This is a genomic window from Actinomadura verrucosospora (assembly GCF_039540335.1).
GTDB lineage: Bacteria > Actinomycetota > Actinomycetes > Streptosporangiales > Streptosporangiaceae > Spirillospora > Spirillospora verrucosospora.
The window spans coordinates 141,888-160,383 of sequence record NZ_BAABEV010000004.1 but is presented as its reverse complement, the minus strand read 5'-3'; the positions used below and the strand labels follow the sequence as shown (position 1 = coordinate 160,383).

Annotated in this window: 15 protein-coding genes; 9 read left to right on the top strand and 6 right to left on the bottom strand. The window is 73.0% G+C overall.

Annotated features, from left to right (window positions below; all coding sequences use genetic code 11):
• Window positions 1–50: 50 nt before the first annotated feature.
• Window positions 51–965 (bottom strand): RNA polymerase sigma factor, encoded by a 915-nt coding sequence (locus ABD944_RS06500; RefSeq protein WP_378188456.1) that lies wholly within the window; start codon window positions 963–965, stop codon window positions 51–53.
• Window positions 966–1,148: 183 nt separating this feature from the next.
• Here ABD944_RS06500 and ABD944_RS06495 point away from each other — a divergent pair, with 183 nt between their 5' ends.
• Window positions 1,149–1,796 carry a TetR/AcrR family transcriptional regulator gene (locus tag ABD944_RS06495; RefSeq protein WP_345173337.1) on the top strand — a complete coding sequence of 216 codons (648 nt, stop codon included), beginning with the start codon at window positions 1,149–1,151 and terminating at the stop codon, window positions 1,794–1,796.
• Here the strand turns inward: ABD944_RS06495 and ABD944_RS06490 are convergent.
• Window positions 1,793–5,173 carry a pyruvate carboxylase gene (locus ABD944_RS06490; RefSeq protein WP_345173336.1) on the bottom strand — a complete coding sequence of 1,127 codons (3,381 nt, stop codon included), beginning with the start codon at window positions 5,171–5,173 and terminating at the stop codon, window positions 1,793–1,795. The two genes, ABD944_RS06495 and ABD944_RS06490, sit on opposite strands and share 4 nt — an antisense overlap.
• 332 nt (window positions 5,174–5,505) lie before the next feature.
• Between ABD944_RS06490 and ABD944_RS06485 the strand changes: the two genes are divergently transcribed.
• Entirely contained in the window at window positions 5,506–5,688 is a 183-nt protein-coding gene (locus ABD944_RS06485; RefSeq protein ID WP_345173334.1) for a hypothetical protein, read from the top strand.
• A 72-nt stretch (window positions 5,689–5,760) separates the two neighbouring features.
• Here ABD944_RS06485 and ABD944_RS06480 read toward each other — a convergent pair whose 3' ends face one another.
• Complete coding sequence (locus ABD944_RS06480) at window positions 5,761–6,399, bottom strand: TetR/AcrR family transcriptional regulator (protein WP_345173333.1); 639 nt, start codon at window positions 6,397–6,399, stop codon at window positions 5,761–5,763.
• Window positions 6,400–6,552: 153 nt separating this feature from the next.
• On the opposite strand from ABD944_RS06480, the gene ABD944_RS06475 reads away from it, so the two are divergent.
• Complete coding sequence (locus tag ABD944_RS06475) at window positions 6,553–8,295, top strand: serine/threonine protein kinase (protein ID WP_345173331.1); 1,743 nt, start codon at window positions 6,553–6,555, stop codon at window positions 8,293–8,295.
• 117 nt (window positions 8,296–8,412) lie between these two features.
• On the opposite strand, the gene ABD944_RS06470 is transcribed toward ABD944_RS06475, so the two are convergent.
• Together ABD944_RS06470 and ABD944_RS06465 are read right to left on the bottom strand one after the other, a co-directional pair.
• Window positions 8,413–8,664: a DUF397 domain-containing protein gene (locus ABD944_RS06470; protein WP_185035161.1), complete on the bottom strand. Its 252-nt coding sequence runs from the start codon at window positions 8,662–8,664 to the stop codon at window positions 8,413–8,415.
• The gene (locus ABD944_RS06465) at window positions 8,664–9,485 is read right to left on the bottom strand and encodes a helix-turn-helix domain-containing protein (protein WP_141586889.1); all 822 of its coding nucleotides are present in this window, start codon (window positions 9,483–9,485) and stop codon (window positions 8,664–8,666) included. The genes ABD944_RS06470 and ABD944_RS06465 overlap by 1 nt, the downstream gene beginning before the upstream one ends.
• 271 nt (window positions 9,486–9,756) lie before the next feature.
• Between ABD944_RS06465 and ABD944_RS06460 the strand changes: the two genes are divergently transcribed.
• The 6 genes from ABD944_RS06460 (at window position 9,757) to ABD944_RS06435 (ending at window position 17,233) form a co-directional block, all read left to right on the top strand.
• Entirely contained in the window at window positions 9,757–10,374 is a 618-nt protein-coding gene (locus ABD944_RS06460; protein WP_345173328.1) for an ATP-binding protein, read from the top strand.
• Window positions 10,375–10,493: 119 nt separating this feature from the next.
• Window positions 10,494–10,847, top strand: a complete 354-nt coding sequence (locus ABD944_RS06455) for an STAS domain-containing protein (protein WP_089311207.1) — start codon at window positions 10,494–10,496, stop codon at window positions 10,845–10,847.
• Between the two features lie 220 nt (window positions 10,848–11,067).
• Window positions 11,068–12,324, top strand: coding sequence for a M16 family metallopeptidase (locus tag ABD944_RS06450; protein ID WP_345173327.1), 1,257 nt, complete (start codon window positions 11,068–11,070; stop codon window positions 12,322–12,324).
• A complete protein-coding gene (locus ABD944_RS06445) occupies window positions 12,321–13,685 on the top strand; it encodes a M16 family metallopeptidase (protein ID WP_345173325.1) in 1,365 nt (454 codons plus the stop codon). Before ABD944_RS06450 ends, ABD944_RS06445 begins: the two co-directional genes overlap by 4 nt.
• 498 nt (window positions 13,686–14,183) lie before the next feature.
• The gene (locus tag ABD944_RS06440) at window positions 14,184–15,815 is read left to right on the top strand and encodes a sporulation protein (RefSeq protein ID WP_345173324.1); all 1,632 of its coding nucleotides are present in this window, start codon (window positions 14,184–14,186) and stop codon (window positions 15,813–15,815) included.
• Between the two features lie 536 nt (window positions 15,816–16,351).
• The gene (locus tag ABD944_RS06435) at window positions 16,352–17,233 is read left to right on the top strand and encodes a hypothetical protein (RefSeq protein WP_345173322.1); all 882 of its coding nucleotides are present in this window, start codon (window positions 16,352–16,354) and stop codon (window positions 17,231–17,233) included.
• Here the strand turns inward: ABD944_RS06435 and ABD944_RS06430 are convergent, their stop codons facing one another.
• Window positions 17,234–18,466: a hypothetical protein gene (locus tag ABD944_RS06430; protein WP_345173321.1), complete on the bottom strand. Its 1,233-nt coding sequence runs from the start codon at window positions 18,464–18,466 to the stop codon at window positions 17,234–17,236.
• Between the last annotated feature and the right edge of the window lie 30 nt (window positions 18,467–18,496).

The window sequence follows — 18,496 nt, the reverse complement described above, 5'->3', positions numbered from 1 at the left end:
GCGGGCGCGCGGGCGCCGCGGGCCTCCCCGGCGCCGGCCCGGCCGGCGGCTCAGCCGAGCAGGTCCGCGAGGGTCTCGCGGCGGGAGGGGTGGCGCAGCTTGTGCATGCCCTTGGACTCGATCTGCCGGATGCGCTCGCGCGTCACCCCGTAGACCTTGCCGACCTCCTCCAGGGTCTTCGGCTCGCCGCCCGACAGCCCGAACCGCAGCGAGATCACGCCGGCCTCGCGCTCGGTGAGGGTCTCCAGGACGGCGTCGAGGCGCCCGCGCAGCATCGAGGTCGCCACGACGTCGGCGGGGTCGCCGCCCTCGGGGTCCTCGATGACGTCGGCGAGCTCGCCGTCGCCGTCCTCGCCGAGCGGGGTGTGCAGGGACAGCGGCTCGCGGGCCTGCCGCCGCAGCCACTCGACCTTCTCGGGCGTGACGTCGAGCTCGACGGCCAGTTCCTGCGAGGTCGGCTCGCGGCCGAGGTCCTGCATCATCCGCCGCCGGACCCGCGTCATCCGGTTGAGCACCTCGACGACGTGCACGGGGATGCGGATGGTGCGGCTCTGGTCGGCCAGCGCGCGGCTGATCGCCTGCTTGATCCACCAGACGGCGTAGGTGGAGAACTTCAGGCCGCGGCGGTACTCGAACTTCTCCACGGCGCGGATCAGGCCGAGGTTGCCCTCCTGCACGAGGTCGTTCAACGGGAGGCCGTGGCCCATGTAGCGCTTGGCGAGCGACACGACGAGGCGCAGGTTGGCCTCGACCATGTGCTCCTTGGCGCGGACGCCGTCGGCGGCGATCCACTCCAGGTCCTGCTTGTCCTGGAGGCTCAGTTCGTCGCCCAGGGTCATGAGGCGCTCTCGGGCGAACAGGCCGGCCTCGATGCGCTTGGCCAGGTCGACCTCCTGCTCGGCGGTGAGCAGCGCGGTGCGCCCGATGCGGGACAGGTAGTCCTTCATCGGGTCGACGAGGTTCACGGTGGAGCGGGGGGATGCGCTCGGCGCGTGGCTGGCGTTCAGGGCTGTGTCCTTTGCTCGTCCGGCGGCCGGGAGGGAACGGTCACCCGATCTCGGTACCCGTCAGGCTCGCGAGCCAAACTTAGATCCGACCTAAGCTTATGTCGAGAACGAACTTAGGTCGGATTATGAGAGGATGGCGGCATGGGACTGCGGGAGATGAAGAAGCAGCAGACGCGCCAGAGCATTTCGAACCACGCGACCCGCCTGTTCCTGCGGCACGGCTTCGACCGGGTGACCATCGCCGACGTCGCGGCGGCGGCCCAGGTGGCGAAGATGACCGTCACCAACTACTTCCCCCGCAAGGAGGACCTGGCGCTCGACCTGCACGAGGTGTTCGTGGCCTCCCTGGCGCGCACGGTCGCCGAGCGGGCGCCGGGCGAGTCCGCGCTGGCCGCGTTGCGCCGGGGGTTCCTGGAGGCCGTCCGGCGGCAGGACGCCGTGATCGGTTTCTCCGGCCCCCCGTTCGCCCGGATGGTCGCCGAGAGCCCGGCGCTGGTGGCGCGGCTCCGCGAGTTCCACGAGGAACGGGAGGAGGCTCTCGCCGCCGTCCTCGCCGAGGAGACCGGCGCGGGCCCGGACGACGTCCTGCCCCGCCTCGTCGCCGCGCAGCTCGGCGGCGTCCACCGCGTCCTGTTCCAGGAGGCCCTGCGCCGCAACGTGCGGGGCGAGACCCGCGAGGAGATCGAGGCGGCCCTCGCGGAGTCCGCGAAGACCGCCTTCGACCTGCTCGAACCGTCCCTGGGGAGCTACGCGACGCGTCCGGCCCCCGGAGGACGGAAGGCGCCCTAGGCGCCGTCCTGGATGACCAGGAGGAGGTCGCCGGCCTGGACGGGCGTCGCCTCCGGGACGGCCAGCCGGGCGACGGCGCCCGCGACCGGGGCGGTGATGGCGGCCTCCATCTTCATGGCCTCGATGGTGGCGACCACGTCTCCCGCGGCGACCTCGTCGCCCTTGGCCACCCGCAGCGTCACCGAGCCGTCGAACGGGGCGGCGACGTGGCCGGGCTCGGCGGGATCGGCCCGCTCGACCGGCGGCGCGTCGGACTTGACGGACTTGTCGCGGACGGAGAGTGTCCGGAGCTGGCCGTTCACCGAGCAGATGACCTGCCGCACCCCGGCCTCGTCGACGTCGCCGACGGCCTCCAGCCCGGCCAGGACGCGGACGCCGGGTTCGAGGTCGAACGCCACCTCGTGCCCCGCCCGGAGCCCGTAGAGGAACGGACCGGTCGGCAGGACGGAGAGGTCCCCGTAGGCGGCGCGGGCTTCGCGGTACTCCTTCGCAGGGCCCGGGAAGAGCAGGCGGTCGAGCGTGTCGCGAACGTCCGGGCCGGCCAGAGCCTTCTCTTCGGCGCCGTCCAGTTCGGCCCGGGCGGGCGTGTACCGGCGTCCTGCGAGGGCCTTGGTGCGGAACGGCTCGGGCCAGCCGCCGGGCGGATCGCCCAGTTCGCCGTTCAGGAACCCGATGACGCTGTCCGGGATGTCGTAGCGGTCCGGGTTCTCGGCGAAGTCGTCCGGGTCGGCGCCCGCCGCGACGAGGTGCAGGGCCAGGTCGCCGACGACCTTGCTGGACGGGGTGACCTTCACGAGCCGCCCGAGGATGGCGTCGGCGGCCGCGTAGAGGCGCTCGATCTCCTCGAAGCGGTCGCCGAGGCCGAGGGCGACGGCCTGCTGCCGCAGGTTGGACAGCTGCCCGCCGGGGATCTCGTGCCCGTAGACGCGCCCGGTCGGAGAGGGAAGTCCCATCTCGAACGGCGCGTAGAGCTTCCGGACGGCCTCCCAGTACGGCTCCATGGCGGTGAGCGCGTCCAGGTCGAGGCCGGTGGCGTGCTCGGTGAAGTCGGTCGCGGCCACGATCGCCTGGAGCGGCGGCTGGCTCGTGGTGCCCGAGAGCGGCGCGGCGGCGCCGTCGACGGCGTCGACGCCCGCCTCGATGGCGGCGATGTAGGTGCCGATCTGCCCGCCGGCCGTGTCGTGGGTGTGCAGGTGAACGGGCAGGTCGAACCGCTCGCGGAGGGCCCTGACGAGGGTGCGCGCGGCGGGCGCCCTGAGCAGGCCGGCCATGTCCTTGACGCAGAGGATGTGGACTCCCGCGTTGACGAGTTCCTCCGCCAGCCGCAGGTAGTAGTCGAGCGTGTAGAGCCGTTCGTCCGGGGAGGACAGGTCGCCGGTGTAGCAGAGCGTGCCTTCCACAAGCGCGTGGGTCTGGAGGGCCGCGTCGATGGCCGGGCGCATGCGGTCCACGTCGTTCAGGGCGTCGAACACACGGAAGATGTCGACTCCCGTACTGGCCGCCTCCTTGACGAAGGCCCGAGCCACCGAGTCGGGATACGGCGTGTAGCCGACGGTGTTGCGGCCACGCAGAAGCATCTGAATGCACAGGTTGGGCGCCGCCTCGCGGATCGCGGCCAGCCTGTCCCAGGGCGACTCTCCCAGGAAGCGGAGCGCGACGTCGTACGTTGCCCCGCCCCACGCCTCGATCGAGAGAAGCTGCGGCGTCATCCGAGCGAGATAGGGCGCGGCAGACAGCAGGTCATACGTACGTACTCGCGTAGCGAGGAGCGACTGGTGTGCATCGCGGAACGTCGTGTCGGTGACGGCCAAGGCGTCCTGGTTCCGTAGCTGCTCGGCGAACGCGCGCGCGCCGAGCGCCAGCAACCGGTCGCGCGACCCCTCGGGGAAGGGCCCGTCGAGGTCGAGCGGCGGCAGCTTCGTCGCCGGATCCAGGTCGGTGGGGGCTTCACCGTGCGGCTTGTTGACCGTGACGTCCGCCAGGTAGCGGACGAGCCGCGTCGCGCGGTCGCCGCTGGAACGGGCCGTGAGCAGCTCGGGGTGGTCGGCGATGTAGGACGTGGTGACGCCGCCCGCGCGGAAGTCGGGCTCGTCCAGCAGCGCCTGCAGGAACGGGATGTTGGACGCGACGCCCCTGATGCGGAACTCGGCGACGGCCCGGCGCGCCCGCCGTACCGCGTCCTCGAACGTCCGGCCTCGGCACGTCAGCTTCACCAGCAGCGAGTCGAAGTGCGGCGACACGATCGCGCCCCCGTAGGCCGTTCCCGTGTCGAGCCGCACGCCGGCGCCGCCCGGGGACCGGTACGCCGAGATCTTCCCCGTGTCGGGACGGAACCCGTTCGCCGGGTCCTCGGTCGTGATGCGGCACTGCACGGCGAACCCGCTCACGCCGACCTCGTCCTGCGCGATGCCGAGGTCGGCCAGCGTCTCGCCGCCCGCGATGCGCAGCTGGCTCTGCACCAGGTCGACGCCCGTGACCTCTTCGGTGACGGTGTGCTCGACCTGGATGCGGGGGTTCATCTCGATGAAGACGTGCTCGCCGCGGTCGTCCACGAGGAACTCGACCGTCCCCGCGTTCTCGTACCCGATCTCCCGGGCGAAGCGGACCGCGTCGTCGCAGAGCCGCCGGGTGGTCTCCGGGTCCAGCCCGGGGGCGGGCGCGATCTCGACGACCTTCTGGTGGCGCCGCTGCACCGAGCAGTCGCGCTCGCGCAGGTGGACGATGTGCCCGGCCGCGTCCGCGAGGACCTGCACCTCGATGTGGCGCGGGCGGTCCACCGCCTGCTCCAGGAACACCGTCGGGTCGCCGAACGCGCTCTCGGCCTCGCGGCGCGCCGTGTCCACGGCGGCCTCCAGGTCCTCGCGGTGGTCGACGCGGCGCAGCCCGCGCCCGCCGCCGCCCGCCGCGGCCTTCACGAACAGCGGGAACCCGACCTCGTCGGCCGCCTCCAGCTCCCGTCCCGGCTCCGGCGTCGCCGAGCGCAGCACCGGCAGGCCCGCGCGGCCGGCCGCCGCGACCGCCTCGATCTTGTTGCCCGCCAGGCTCAGCACCCGCGACGGCGGGCCGACGAACTTGATCCCGCTGCGCTCGCACGCCGCCGCCAGCTCGGGGCTCTCCGACAGGAACCCGTAGCCCGGGTAGACGGCGTCGGCGCCGACCCGCAGCGCCGTCTCCACGATCCCGTCCACGTCCAGGTAGGCGCGGACCGGGTGGCCGTGCTCCCCGATCTCGTACGCCTCGTCCGCCTTCTGCCGGTGCAGGGACAGGCGGTCCTCGTGCGCGTACACGGCGACGCTGGCGATGCCGAGTTCGTACGCCGCGCGGAAGGCGCGCACGGCGATCTCGCCACGGTTGGCGACGAGCAGCTTACTGATCACGTGTGTCTCCCAGGAGTGGCTCGGGGCGCGTCCGGCCGCGCCCGACGGCCTCCTGGGCTCCACGCTGAGCCGCTCATGGCGGGACGAACCCGCGGGCGAACCGGATCCTGGGATACCTACCCAGTCGAGCGGTCCGGACGGCCCCGCACGGCAACGAGAACAAAGGGACAGATGGTACGAGACGTGAAAACAGGGGAATCTTTCCCCTGAATCCGGTCGTCGCAAAACGGAACGATCACTCGGAATAGCCGGAAGGATCTTGCGGTTGCAACGACCGTGCGCGATCCCGCCGGCCGGGCCGCACCCATGTCAGCGACCTACGGAGGTGAACCGTGCCCAGCAGCATCCCCCGCACCCGTTCCACCAGCGAGCGCAAACGCGTGAGAACCACGTCGCTGCGCGCCCTCGCGGTCGCCGCGCAGCTGGAACGCAACCATGCCCAGGAGGGTCCACCGGGCAACGCGGAGGGCCGGGCGGAGACCCGCCGCCGCCGGCGGACACCCGACCCGGCCTGACACTCCGCGCCCGACCGCACCTCCGGGCAGGCATGGGAAAGCCCCCGCATCCGCGGGGGCTTTCGCGTTCCGCTAGGCGCGAGCCATGTCGAAGAATCTGTGGACGGTGGCCCGGGTGCGTTCCCTGCCGACGCTCTCCACCATCGCGGTGAGGTGCTCCGCGCCGAGGACTGCCAGGAGCGCGTGCGCGACGGCCTCACCGTCCGGAACGGCGTCACCGCGCTGGTCGAGCAGGATCGTCAGGTGCCGGTGCCAGAAGCCGTAGGCGCCGATCCGGTACCGGGCCCCGGGCGAAGCGGTCTCGGACATGCGCACCAGCGACAGATGGTCGAGCACGTAGTCCAGGTAGGCGTCGGCGAAGGCGTGCAGACGCTCGGACGGCGCCACGACCGCGCCGTCCTCCCCGGGGCCCAGCGGAGGCGGGCCGGACAGGATCGCGTCCTGGAGCGCACGTTCGCGTTCGTTCAGCAGCGCCACGGCGAGGCCCGCCTTGTCGCCGAAGCGGCGGAACAGCGTGCCCTTGCCGACGCCCGCCTCGGCGGCGACGGCGTCCATGGACACCGCCTCCACTCCGTGCCGGGCGAACAGCGCGGCGGCGGCGTCCAGCACCTTCACGCGGTTGCGGGCGGCGTCGGCGCGCTCCTTGGGCGGCGGGGTCCGCATCAGTTCCAGATCCACGCGCCTCGCGCCGGCCGGGCGACGGTCCATCATCGCCTCCTCCCTGAAGTACAACCGGACTATAGTCCCATTAAGTGGCCGCGGCCACCACGGCTTGATCACCCGCTTTGCCGAGCGCATACCATCGTTGGCCATAGTCTTGCGGAACGATCGCGGGACGATGCGGAACAACGGGGAGCGAGTGGTGTGACCGACAGGACGATGCCGGACGCCCATCCACTGGAGTCGGGGGACCCGGTCGAGCTGGGCGGATACGAGATCCTGGGCCGCCTCGGCGAGGGCGGGCAGGGGGCGGTCTTCCTGGGGCGCCCGCGGGGCGGTGCCCGGGCCGTCCGCGCCGACGACCACGTCGCGATCAAGCTCCTGCACGGCAGGCTCGCGGGGGACGAGTCCGCCCGCGCCCGGTTCGTCCGCGAACTGGAGGTCGCCAAGCGCGTCGCGCGCTTCTGCACCGCGCAGGTCCTGGACGCCGACGTGGCGGGCGACCAGCCCTACATCGTCAGCGAGTACGTGCCCGGCCTGTCGCTCTTCCACGTCGTGCGGACGGAGGGCCCGCGCAAGGGCGGCGCGCTGGAGCGGCTGGCGGTGGGCACGCTCACCGCGCTCACGGCGATCCACCAGGCCGGCATCGTGCACCGCGACTTCAAACCGCGCAACGTCATGATGGGCCCGGACGGCCCGCGCGTCATCGACTTCGGCGTGGCGCGCGCGCTGGGCGCGGCCGGTGAGACGCAGAACGTCGGCACTCCCGCCTACATGGCCCCGGAGCACTTCACCGGCGACCAGGTCGGCCCGGCGGCCGACATGTTCGCCTGGGGCACGACCATGGCGTTCGCCGCGACGGGACGTCCCGCGTTCGGCAACGACGAGATGGCCTCGGTCATGAAGCGGATCCTGACGGGCGAACCGGATCTGGGCGACCTCCCGAGCCCGATGCGCGAACTCGTCCTCGCGTGCCTGGCCAAGGACTCCGCGCAGCGCCCGACCGCCCGCGAGGCCCAGGAGCGGCTGCTCGGCGCGACCAGCGGAGCGTCCGAGGCCGTCCCGCCCGTCGTGACCGTCCCGCCCGCCGCGGCCCTCCCTGCGCCGCCTCCCGAGCACGTGACGGACCCGTCCGGCGTCCCCGAAGGGACGGCCCCGCAGCCGCGTCCGTACGCCGATGCGACGCCTCCCCCGGAGGGTTACGGCCAAGGGGCGCTCGGAATGCCGCCACCGAGCCTTCCTGCGCCGCCCAACGGCCATGAGCCGGACGGCAGGGGACGCGGACGCCTCGCCATACCGATCGCCGCGGCCGTGGCAGTGGCGCTGGTCATCGCGGGCGGCGCCGCGTGGGCCGCGACAAGGCCGAGCGGCGACAAGGAACGGCCCGTCTCGGCGTCCGACGAGAACCACGGCGTGGGAGGCGACTCCGGCTCCGCGAACGGCGCGGCCGGCCGCCCCCAGAGCCCGACGACGACGAAACCAGGGCAGCCGAAGCCCGGAAAGAGCGGGAACCCCGCGAACCCCACCGCGTCCCCGGAACCGGGTGCGCCGCAGCGGCCCGGCGGCTCGACCCCCACGAGAGGCACCGGCGGGGGAACTTCGACGCCGCCCAAGGAGCCGCCCAACAAGTACACGCCGCAGTCCGCGTGCAACAACGGCGGCAAGGGCACCGGGTACTACGTGCTGCGCTCCATGGGGGTGTCCGGCGGCGTCGCCTACCTGCTCTACAGCAACTCGACCAAGTACAACTGCGCCGTCACCATCAAGACGAAGCACGTCGGCACGAAGTCGCCCGTCTCCGCCTGGGTCCAGAAGAAGGGCGGCGGCGCCGTCAGCGACAGCGGTTCGTTCGCCTGGTACGCGGGACCGGTGTACGTGAGCGCGCCCGGGGTGTGCGTCCGCTTCGGCGGCAACGGCAGTACCGCCCCCTACGGCAACTGCGGCTGACGGAGAGATCCGGGGCCGGAATGAACAAGGCCACCCTCGCGCCTGGGGTGGCCTGTGTCTCCTGCGGAGGTCGGGTCGACGTTCGGGTGCACCGGTGCCGACCCGGCCGCTGCTGGATCAGTTACGGGAGGCGATGAGATGGTCGAAGTCGCCGTCCTTGGCTCCAAGGATGAGCGCTTCTATCTCGGGGCGGGTGTAGATGAGGGCCGGGCCCTCGGGATGGCGGGAGTTGCGCATCGCGACCTGCCCGTCGGGCAGTTCGGCGATTTCCACACAGTTCCCCTGGGAGTTGCTTCGCCGGGACTTCAGCCATCGTGCTCCGAGGAGCTCGGCGGCCGGCATCCCGTTGTCGTAATCGGTCTGGAGCATCATGTCTCTCTGAGAAGATCACCGAGAAGCTCGACGGTGCGCTCCGGGGTCGCACTGTCGACACACAGGCGTTCCATCGCCTGCAGGTAGGTGTCGACGTCGTCGCGCTTGTCCAGGTACATCGCGCCGGTGAGGTTCTCGACGTAAACCACGTCCGGCAGATCCTGCTCGGGAAAACGCAGGATCGTGAAGGCGCCCCCCTCGGCCGCGTGGCCTCCGAACCTGAACGGCATGATCTGGATGGTGACGTTGGGCAGCTTCGACATCTCGATGAGGTGCTCGAACTGGCCCCGCATCACCTCCGGCCCGCCGATGGGACGCCGCAGCGCCCCCTCGTCCACCACGGCCCACAGGCGCGGGGCTTCCGCTCCCGTGAGGCGTTCCTGACGCTGCAGGCGCAGCTCCACGCGCTGGTCGATCTCGTGTTCGGCGGCCCCGGCGTTGCCCAGGCGAATCACCGCGCGCGCATACCCCTCCGACTGCAGCAGTCCCGGGACGAACTGCAGTTCATATGTGCGGATCAACGCCGCCGACTCCTCCAGGCCCACATAGGTCTGGAACCAGCCGGGCAACACGTCGTTGTACCGGTGCCACCAACCGGGGGTGTTGGCCTCCCGCGCAAGCTGTAGCAGCGCCTCGCGTTCCGTCTTGTCGCCGACGCCGTACAACGTGAGCAGGTCGTCCACGTCTCGTTCTTTGAAGCTGACCCTGCCGAGCTCAAGACGGCTGATCTTCGACTCCGACGCGCGGATGACGTAGCCGGCGTCCTGACGGGTCACGCCCTTCTGCTCGCGCAGACGGCGAAGCTGCGACCCGAGCAGGATCCGACGAACCGTCGACCCGCTTCCCGGCGTCTCTGGAGTCACGCCCAACCTCCCGGCTATTCGGCGGACAGCGAACCTAGTGTGCCACTGGCCTCAGCGTCCCGCGGTTACCTCCGATCTCCCGCATGCGATCCGCGTCGCCCCACACCCTCGCGATGCGGATGCACGTGCATTGGGCCTTGCATTCGCACGCTACGATGCGCAGGATAACGCACGAGACTTCCGAGCCACGGCTGCACAACGAGATCACTCTGCGGGGTCCGGTGGAATGACGTCACGCCACGCGCACGACGACACGCGGTGGGAGCTCGGCCCTCTCGCGGGGCCGGACGACCCACGGGCCCAGGCTGGGCGCTCGACGCCCGTCCCGGAGGCGTTCGACCTGCCTCCGCGCCTGGACAGGGCCGTCACGGCGCTGACGGAACTGCGGGGGTCCACGGTCTCGTTCACCGTCGAGCCCGATCCGGAGTCGGTCACCGAGGCCCGGCACTTCGCGATCTCCCGGCTGGCCGAGTGGAGCATGGCCGAGCTCGCCGACGACGTCGGCCTCGTCGTCTCCGAGCTCGTCACGAACGCGCTGCGGCACAGCGGGAAGACGGCCGGCGGGCGGCCGGGCGACGACGTGCACCGCGAGGGCGTGTACGGCGACCCGGCCGACCCGCTCGGCTCCGCGCCGTCGGCCATCCGGCTGCGCCTCGGGCACGAGGGGCCGTGGCTGCTCTGCGGGATCATTGACGCGAGCCGGACCGCGCCCCGCCGCAAGGAGCCCGACTACATCGCCGAGACCGGCCGCGGCCTGCACCTCGTCGAGTCGTTCAGCGTCCGGTGGGGCTGGCGCGCCCTCGCCCGCGGCAAGGTCGTCTGGGCCCTGTTCCGGTCCTCCTGAGCGACGCGTCCGGAACAACGGGCGTAACAACGCGCGACCGGGGTAACAATTGGATTCCCCCGACGAGGCCCTAGAACTCCTCCAGGGTTGGACGAGGCGTGGGGCAGAGAGGAGCACCGGTGGACTTCGCCGTCGAGCATCGCGTCGAGAAGGGCCTCACGGTCGTCAAGATCAGCGGTGAGATCGACGTCTTCACCAGCCCCCGCCTGCGCGAGGCCCTGCTAGAGATCATCGACAACGGCGGCGCGCACCTGGTCATCGACCTCGGCGAGGTGACGTTCCTCGACTCCACGGGCCTCGGCGTCCTCGTCGGGATCTACCACCGGCTGCGGGCGCGGGACGGCTCGATGTCGTTCATGGGCGTCAACGACAGGGTGCGGCGGGTGTTCCACGTCACCCAGCTCACCAAGATCTTCGTCCTGCACCGGTCGCTGGAGGACGCGATCGCGGCCCACGAGTCCGCGGCGTCCTGAGCCCCGGCGCTCCCTGACCCCTCGCCACCCGTCCCCCGCCTCCCGTCCTGCTCCGGCCGCGCTAGCGCCTTTATCCGTGGCGCCGGTTATCCACAGTTTCCGTCGGCGCTCCCCGCGCCGGGCGCACCCGGTACGGTGAGACCGAGATCAAGCCCGCCGCCTGGGACGCCTCCCGACGCGCGCGGTGCTGTCCGGCCCATCGAACGGACGGGAGCGCTCCGTGGCAGAACAGCCGCTGCATGAGCACACGCTCGGCAATGGCCTGCGCGTGGTGGTCTGCGAAGACCACGTCGTACCACTGGCCGCCGTGAACATCTGGTACGGGGTGGGCTCGCGGCACGAGCGGGCCGGCCGCACCGGCCTCGCGCACCTCTTCGAGCACCTGATGTTCCAGGGCTCGGCGAACGTCGCCGAGGGCGAGCACGCCGCCCTGCTGGAGAGCGCCGGCGCCGCGTTCAACGCCAGCACGTCCTTCGAGCGCACGAACTACTACGAGACGGTGCCGGTCAGCCACCTGGAGCTCGCGCTCTGGCTGGAGGCCGACCGCATGGGCACCCTCCCCGCCGCGCTGACCCAGGCCAACCTCGACAACCAGCGCGACGTGGTGAAGAACGAGCGGCGCCAGCGCTACGACAACCAGCCCTACGGCACGGCCTTCGAGCGCCTGTGCGCGCTGACGTTCCCCGAGGGGCACCCCTACGCGCACACCCCGATCGGCTCCATGGAAGACCTGGACGCCACCACCCTCGACGACTGCACCGACTTCTTCGCCACCTGGTACGCGCCGGGCAACGCCGTCCTGTCCGTCGTGGGCGACGTCGACCCGGAGAAGACGCTGGAGGCGGTCGAGCGCTACTTCGGCGGCCTGCCGGCCGGCCCGCGGCAGCCCGCCGCGCGCCCCGGCGCCCTCGGGCCGCTGACCGGCGTCCGCGGCGAGACCCTCGACGAGGAGGTCCCCTCCCCCGCCTACTTCGCGATGTTCACGCTCCCCACCGACGGCGGCGACGACATCGAGGCCGCCGAGCTCGCGGTCGAGATCCTCGGCGGCGGCTCCGGCTCCCGCCTCTACGACCGGATGGTGCGGCGCGACCAGATCGCCACCGAGGTGTGGGCCGGGGTCACGCGGCTCGCGTCCGGCCCGTCCCTGGCGATCGTGGACGCCGTCGGCCCGGAGCCCGAGAAGATCGCGGCCGTGCTGGACGAGGAGCTCGAACGGTTCGCCGCGCACGGCCCGGACGCCGACGAGACCGCCCGCGCCACCGCCCAGGCCGAGCGCGGCTTCCTGGAGCAGACCGAGACGGTGACGGGCCTGGCGAACGCGCTGTCGCAGAACGCGACGCAGTTCGGCGACCCGGCCCGGGTCTTCACCGCCCCCGGCCGCGCCGCCGCGGTCACCGGGGACGCGATCAAGGAGATGGCGGGCCGCTGGCTGGCCCCGGGCGCCCGCACCGCCCTGACCTACGGAGGCACCTCGTGAGCAGCGGCCTTGCACTGCAGCCCCGTCCCGTCCCCGGGCCCGTCCCGGCGTGGGCGTTCCCGTCCGGCACCGCGGGCCGCGTCCCGGCCGGCCCCGCGACGCTGCGCTGCGACCTGCCCGGCCGCCGGCTCGCCGCCGTCCGCCTCGTCCTGCACGCGGGGGCGGGCCGCGAGCCGTCCGGTCTCGACGGCGTCGCGACGCTGGCCTCGCGCGCCCTGCTGGAGGGCACCGAGCCCGGCGGCGGCACCGCGCTGACCGCCGCGTTCGAGCGGCTCGGCGCCAGCCTCTACGCGCACGCCGACCTGACCGCCCTGCGCATCGCGCTGGACGTCCCGACCACGCGGCTCGGCGCCGCCCTGGAGCTGTTCTCGTCGGTGGTGCGCCGCCCGGCCCTCGACGACGCCGACGTGCGGCGCCTCGTCCGCGAGCGCCTGGAGGAGATCGCGCAGGAGGACGCCGACCCCGGCACGCGCGCCATGCGCGAGCTGCGCGCCGTCCTCTTCCCGGAGCAGGCCCGCGCCTCCCGCCCGACCGGCGGCACCCCCGAGTCCGTCGGCGCGCTGCAGGGCTCGCACGTCCGCGACTTCTACGGCTCCGTGGTCCCCGCCGAGGCGACCGCCGTGGTCGCGGGCGACCTCGCCGGGACCGACGCCGACAGCGCCCTCGCCGCCGCCCTGGAAGGCTGGGCGGGCTCCGCCGCGCCGCTGCCCACCGCCGACCGGGTCATGCCCGAGTCCGCCGCCCGCATCGTCGTGGTCGACCGCCCCGGCTCCGTGCAGACCTACCTCAGCTTCGGCCACGGCGTCCCCGACCGCTCCCACCACGACTGGCCGTCCCTGATGGTCGCGTCGCACGTCCTGGGCGGCGGTCTCACGTCCCGTCTCAACGCCGTCCTGCGCGAGGAGAAGGGCTACACCTACGGCATGCGCGCCGGCCTGCTCCGCATGCGGCACTGCGGCCTGTTCATCGCCCAGGGCGCCGTCCACACCGAGGTCACCGCCGACGCGGTCGCCGACGCCCTCACCGAACTGCGCGGCATCGTGTCCCGCGGCATCGACGCCGAGGAGCACGGCTCGTCCGTCCGCGCCCTGGCCGACCGCGCCCCCGCCGAGTACGAGACGGCCCGCGCCGTGGCCGCCGAGCTGGCCGACGTGTCCGCCAACGGCCTGGGCGCCGACTACCCGAGCGCCTACCTGGCCGCGGTCCGCGCCTCCACCCCCGACGGCGTCGCCCGCGCCTACCGCAAGCACATCGACCCGGAAGCCCTCACGGTCATCGCCGTAGGCGACGCCGCCCAGATCCGCGAGCCCCTCGAAAAGCTCGCCTACGCCCCCGTGACCGTCACCAAGAAGGAGACCTGACCACCGCGTCAGGCGCGCCCTAACTCACGGGACCCAGCGCCCAACACCCGCCACCGCGCCCCCAACCGCCCCCGCGCCGGTCACGTACGTACATCCACCCCACACGTGCCCCCCGGCGCGCGAAGCGCCACCCCGCGCTCCGCGCCCCGGGGCCACGCGGGATTCCCCGCCGGTAACACCCCAAGGCAGCTCCAAGCCCGCACCCACCTCCCGGCACGCTGCTAACCCCCAGGTGCCACTCCCCAGCGCCCCCCAGACACCACCACCCACCGGGCGCGGGGAATGGATGCGGCGGGGGTGGCGGCGGGGCGTTGTGGTGGAGCGGTGGGGTTGGCCGTGAAAGTGCGTCGAAGCTGGGTGGAAATTGGGGGTTTGGTCCGGACGGGGTGAACCGGTGGCATGGTGGAGGGGGTCTAAGTTTCTGGTGCGCGCGGCCCGGGGCCGCGCGGGCGGTGGGCGCGGGGCGTGTCGCCTCGCGGTGGGAGAGGGGAACGGCCGGTGTCCTACGGGCAGATGGCGGGCGGTGGACCGTCCGTCGACACGATCCTTGCTGAGCCGAACTGCAAACCCGGCGGGGTCGTGGCGGGCAAGGTGCACCTGCGCGGCGGCGCCGGGCCCGCGGAGATCCGGCAGGTGACGCTGGCGCTGATGCCGCGCATGCGGCACCACGGCGGCGAGACGGCGGGCCCCGAGGTGTACCGCGGCGCCCTGACCCGCGGATTCCGGCTCGACGCCGGGGGGCAGCGCGACCTGGCGTTCTCCATCCCGCTGCCGTACGAGCTGCCGTTCACGACCGTCCTCGGCCACGAGCTTCCAGGCTTCACCATCGGGATGTGCACCGAGATCGACGTCGCCGGGCAGCCCGATCCGGGCGACATCGACCCGATCTCCGTGGAGCCGCTGGAGTCCCAGCAGTGGGTCCTCGCCTCGATCGCCCAGCTCGGCTTCCAGATCACGAACGTGACGTTCGAGTCGTCGAAGCTGCGGGGCGTGTCCCAGCAGCTGCCGTTCCACCAGGAGATCCACCTCAACCCGCCGTCGTCGCACCAGGGGCGGATCGAGAAGGTCGGGCTGAGCTTCGTCGCCAGCCCGCGCGCCATGGCCTTCGTCCTGCGCGCCGAGGACCGCGACACCCCGCAGGACGAGTCGTTCGGCGTCTTCACGGTGCCGCACGCCGAGGCCGCGGAGACCGACTGGAACGCCAAGATCGGTCAGTGGCTGGAGGCCGCGGCGGCGCTGCCCCGGTCGTCCCGCCCCGGCCCGGCGTCCCATGGCGCTCCGCCGCCTCCCGGGCAGGCGCCGCTGCCGCCGCCCGGCGGCCACTCGGGGTTTCCGCCGCCACCGCCGCAGGGCGCGGCTCCTTACGGCGGGCCGGGTGAGTACGGGTCGCACGGCAACGCCCAGTACCCGCCTCCCGCCCCGGCGCCCGGTCGGCAGCAGCAGCCCGCGCCGATGGCCGCCCAGGGGTACCCGCCGAACCCCTCCGGCATGCCCCCGGCACCCGGGCAGGGCTTCCCGCCGCCCCCGCCCGGTCCCGGGATGCCGTCGCATGGGGCTCCGCCCGCACCCCCGCACGGGATGCCGTCGCATGGGGCTCCCCCCGCACCCCTGCACGGGATGCCGTCACACGGAGCCCCGCCCCCCGCGCCTCCGCACGGGATGCCGTCGCATGGGGCGCCCCCGCCCGCGGCGCCGTACGCTCCCGCCGCTCATGCCGGCCCGCCCCCTCCCGCACCGCCGGGGCCCCCGCCGTACTCGCCCCACGGCCACCCGCCTCCGGCGCACGTCCATCACGCCCCGCCCGGCTACCACGGGCACCGCCACCTCGGCCACGGCGCCGCCGCGGCCGGTCTGGTGGGCGGCGTCGCGGCGGCGGGGGTCGTGGGCGGCGTGGCCATGGGCGCCATGGACGCGGCCGGGTACGCGCAGAACGTCGCGGGCTACGTGGGCGGCGCCCCCGTGGACGCCTTCGGCAACGCGCTCGCCGGGTACGCGGGCAATGTCGCCGGAAACGTGATCGCGGACGCGGCCGGCGGCATCGCCGGAGACATCGCAGGCGACGTGGCCGGCGAACTCGCAGGCGGCGCCGCCGAAATCCTCGGCGGCCTCCTGGGCGGCCTCTTCGGCTGACCACCGGGTTTAACGGAATGGGGCGACGAGGCCACGGAAAGGCGTCGTCGCCCCCGCACCTTCCTGGAAGGCACTCCTCCAGCCGACGCGGCTCCGAAGGGGCTGGGTGGTGTCTCCGGCCAAACCGCTCGGGCATCCGCCGGGGGGCGCGGCTGGCGCGGTTGGGTAGCGCGCCGGCCGTCTCTCGGAGGACTGCTGGGCCGGCTCTTCGCTGACCTGCGGATATTTGCAGACGGGAGGTCGCGTGGGGCTTCCCGGAGCTTTCTGAGTGGCTTCTCTGGCTTTTCCCGCGAGCATCCGCAGGTCACGTGATTGGCGGGTCGGGGAGCGTGGCTTTCGTTTCCCGGAGGCTTCGGGATTCTCGGGGCCCGTGGGTGCGGGGCTTTTCCCAGAGGTGTGGGGATGATCTCGGGGGTAGCCGGAAGGACGGTGGGTAAAGGAAAGTAGGGCGTTTCGGACGGGATCCGCTGCGCACTCGGCCAATCCGGCCGGGGGTGGTTATCGTCGTGAGCGCAGCCCGCTTCCCGAGGAGTCACATGACCACCGTGATCCTGGTTCTGCTCTGCCTCGCGATCGCCGGACGCGAGCTCTACCTGGCGTCCGACAAGCGGCTTCCGCAAGCCCAGGCGGAGCTGCGCAATCTGCGCAAACAGCTGAACGAGCTCGCGCGGGACCACGACGTGCTCAAGCGGGTGGTCGACGAGGCGACCGAGCCGGTCGGCATTCCCATCCCGCCGCCGCAGGCCGAGGGGCCGCCGTCCGACGTGGCGGAGAGGCTGGAGACCGTCACCGGGCGGGTGGAACGGCTGGAGAAGCAGTTCGGCGACCTGTCGGACGAGCTGGCGGGCCTCGACCTCGACCGCGACTCCCATCGCGCGCTGGCGCGGACGCTCGACGCGGTGGAGCAGGACGTCCAGGAGCTGCACCGCGAGATGCTCGACCGGCTCGACCGGGAGGAGGGCGTGGTCACCGGGGCGCTGCTGAGCGAGGAGGGGGAGGGCGAGGCGCTGCTCGCGGAGGCGTACGAGCAGTGCGCCGCCGAGTGCGGGCTGCGCATCCGGCTCCGCGACCAGCGATCGGAGCAGGCCACCGGCACCTACTGGGGCACCGTGTACCAGATGTCCGGGCGGCGCCCCGACGTCCTCGCCGAAGACCTGTTCTCGTACGTGCGCGGCCTCTACGACCCGAAGGACGCGGCCGCGGTCACCGTGCTGCTCACCGAGCTGGCGTCGCTGCGGGGCGGCGGCGTCGCGCGGTTCGGGTCGTTCGTCGCGGTCAGCACGCAGAGCGCGGTGCTGTGCGGCGTGCTGCCGGACGAGGGAACGCCGCCGACCGAGCCGTGGCGGCTCGTCGAGCACATCCGCGAGCTGCCCGCCGACCGGCAGCGCGACCTCACCTGGCTGCGTTCGGACGACTGATCAGGGGCGGACGAAGCGGGGGGCGCCGTCCGCCCGGTCCACGCTGAACGCCAGCAGGCACCGCGGGACGCGGGCCGCGTCGATCTGGAGGCACAGGCCGAGCCCGAGGTCCGGATCGACGACCACGACGCGCCGCAGGGCACGGAGGGCACGGCGTGCACGGACGCGCGTCTCGGGGCGGCCCTCCTCGCGGACCGTGCCGGCGACCACCCGGCCCGCGTAGCGCCAGAGCGCCACCGAGTCCAGTACGCGCACGCCCGCCGACGTCAGGTTCGCGACGATCACGACGCCGCTGTCGTCGTCCTCGGAGGTGGACGGGGCCCGCAGCGCCCCCTCCCCCGGCAGGTCGCGCGGCGCCTGCGGCCCGCCGACCGCCCGGTGGTAGCGCAGCGGGTCGAGCGTGTCGATGACGAACGCCCCCGCGTACGGGCGGGACGCGCGGGACGGGCGTGCGAGTCCGTGCATCGGCGCCCGCGCCGCCCGCACGCCGAGGCGGGCGCTGAGGTCGAGCACGATCCCCGCGTCGTCCAGCCACGCCGGGACCCCGAGCTTGGCCGCGGACGTCCGGTCGAGGGCGTCCATGGTCTGCCACAGCTCGTCGGTCCGGCGGGACAGCGTCGAGGCCATGCCCAGACCGGGGAACGCGCTCTCCAGCACGGCCAGGGTGGCCTGCCATGTGGTGCTGCCCACGAACTCCGCGACGAACGCGTCCGCCATCGCCTTGCGCCGCTCGGGGTCGGTCATGGGCCCGGGCCGCTGTGCGGGCGCCCACTGCTGGACCGGGATGTCAGGCACGGTCACCGGGGGCGGTTCGGCCGCCAGGCCCTTCCCCGGCAGGAACGGATCGTCGTCACTTCGCGCGTGCCGGCCCGTGGGTGCGGGGCCGGGCTCCGAGGGCGTCCAGGGCTCGCCCGGCGACGCTTCGCCGAGGCCGAGGTCGAGGTCGCGCACCGCCCAGAGCGGCTCCTCCTGGGACGCCGGTGGCTCGGCGGGCGGGGCCGGGGGCGGCACCGGGGCGTGGGGGGTCCAGGGCTCCTCGGGTTCCGTCGGCGGCTGGACGGGGACCCAGTCGGACGGCGGCTCCTCCGGCGCCGGTTCCGGGGCGGTTCCCTTGCCCGCCACGTGGACGTCCTCGGGGTAGGGGCCCGGACGGGGGCCGGTCTCGGGTCCGGTCTCCTCGGGGCCGGGGTCTTCGGGCTGTGGGGTGCGACGGTCACGCGGGCCGAATCTCACGTGTCGATCCTGCGCTGAGATCAAGGCCGT

Coding starts and splice junctions, on each gene's coding strand:
- ABD944_RS06495 (WP_345173337.1), top strand. CDS start 1,149: ATGGGACTGCGGGAGATGAAGAAGCAGCAGACGCGCCAGAGCATTTCG.
- ABD944_RS06480 (WP_345173333.1), bottom strand. CDS start 6,399: ATGATGGACCGTCGCCCGGCCGGCGCGAGGCGCGTGGATCTGGAACTG.
- ABD944_RS06470 (WP_185035161.1), bottom strand. CDS start 8,664: ATGCTCCAGACCGATTACGACAACGGGATGCCGGCCGCCGAGCTCCTC.
- ABD944_RS06460 (WP_345173328.1), top strand. CDS start 9,757: ATGACGTCACGCCACGCGCACGACGACACGCGGTGGGAGCTCGGCCCT.
- ABD944_RS06435 (WP_345173322.1), top strand. CDS start 16,352: ATGACCACCGTGATCCTGGTTCTGCTCTGCCTCGCGATCGCCGGACGC.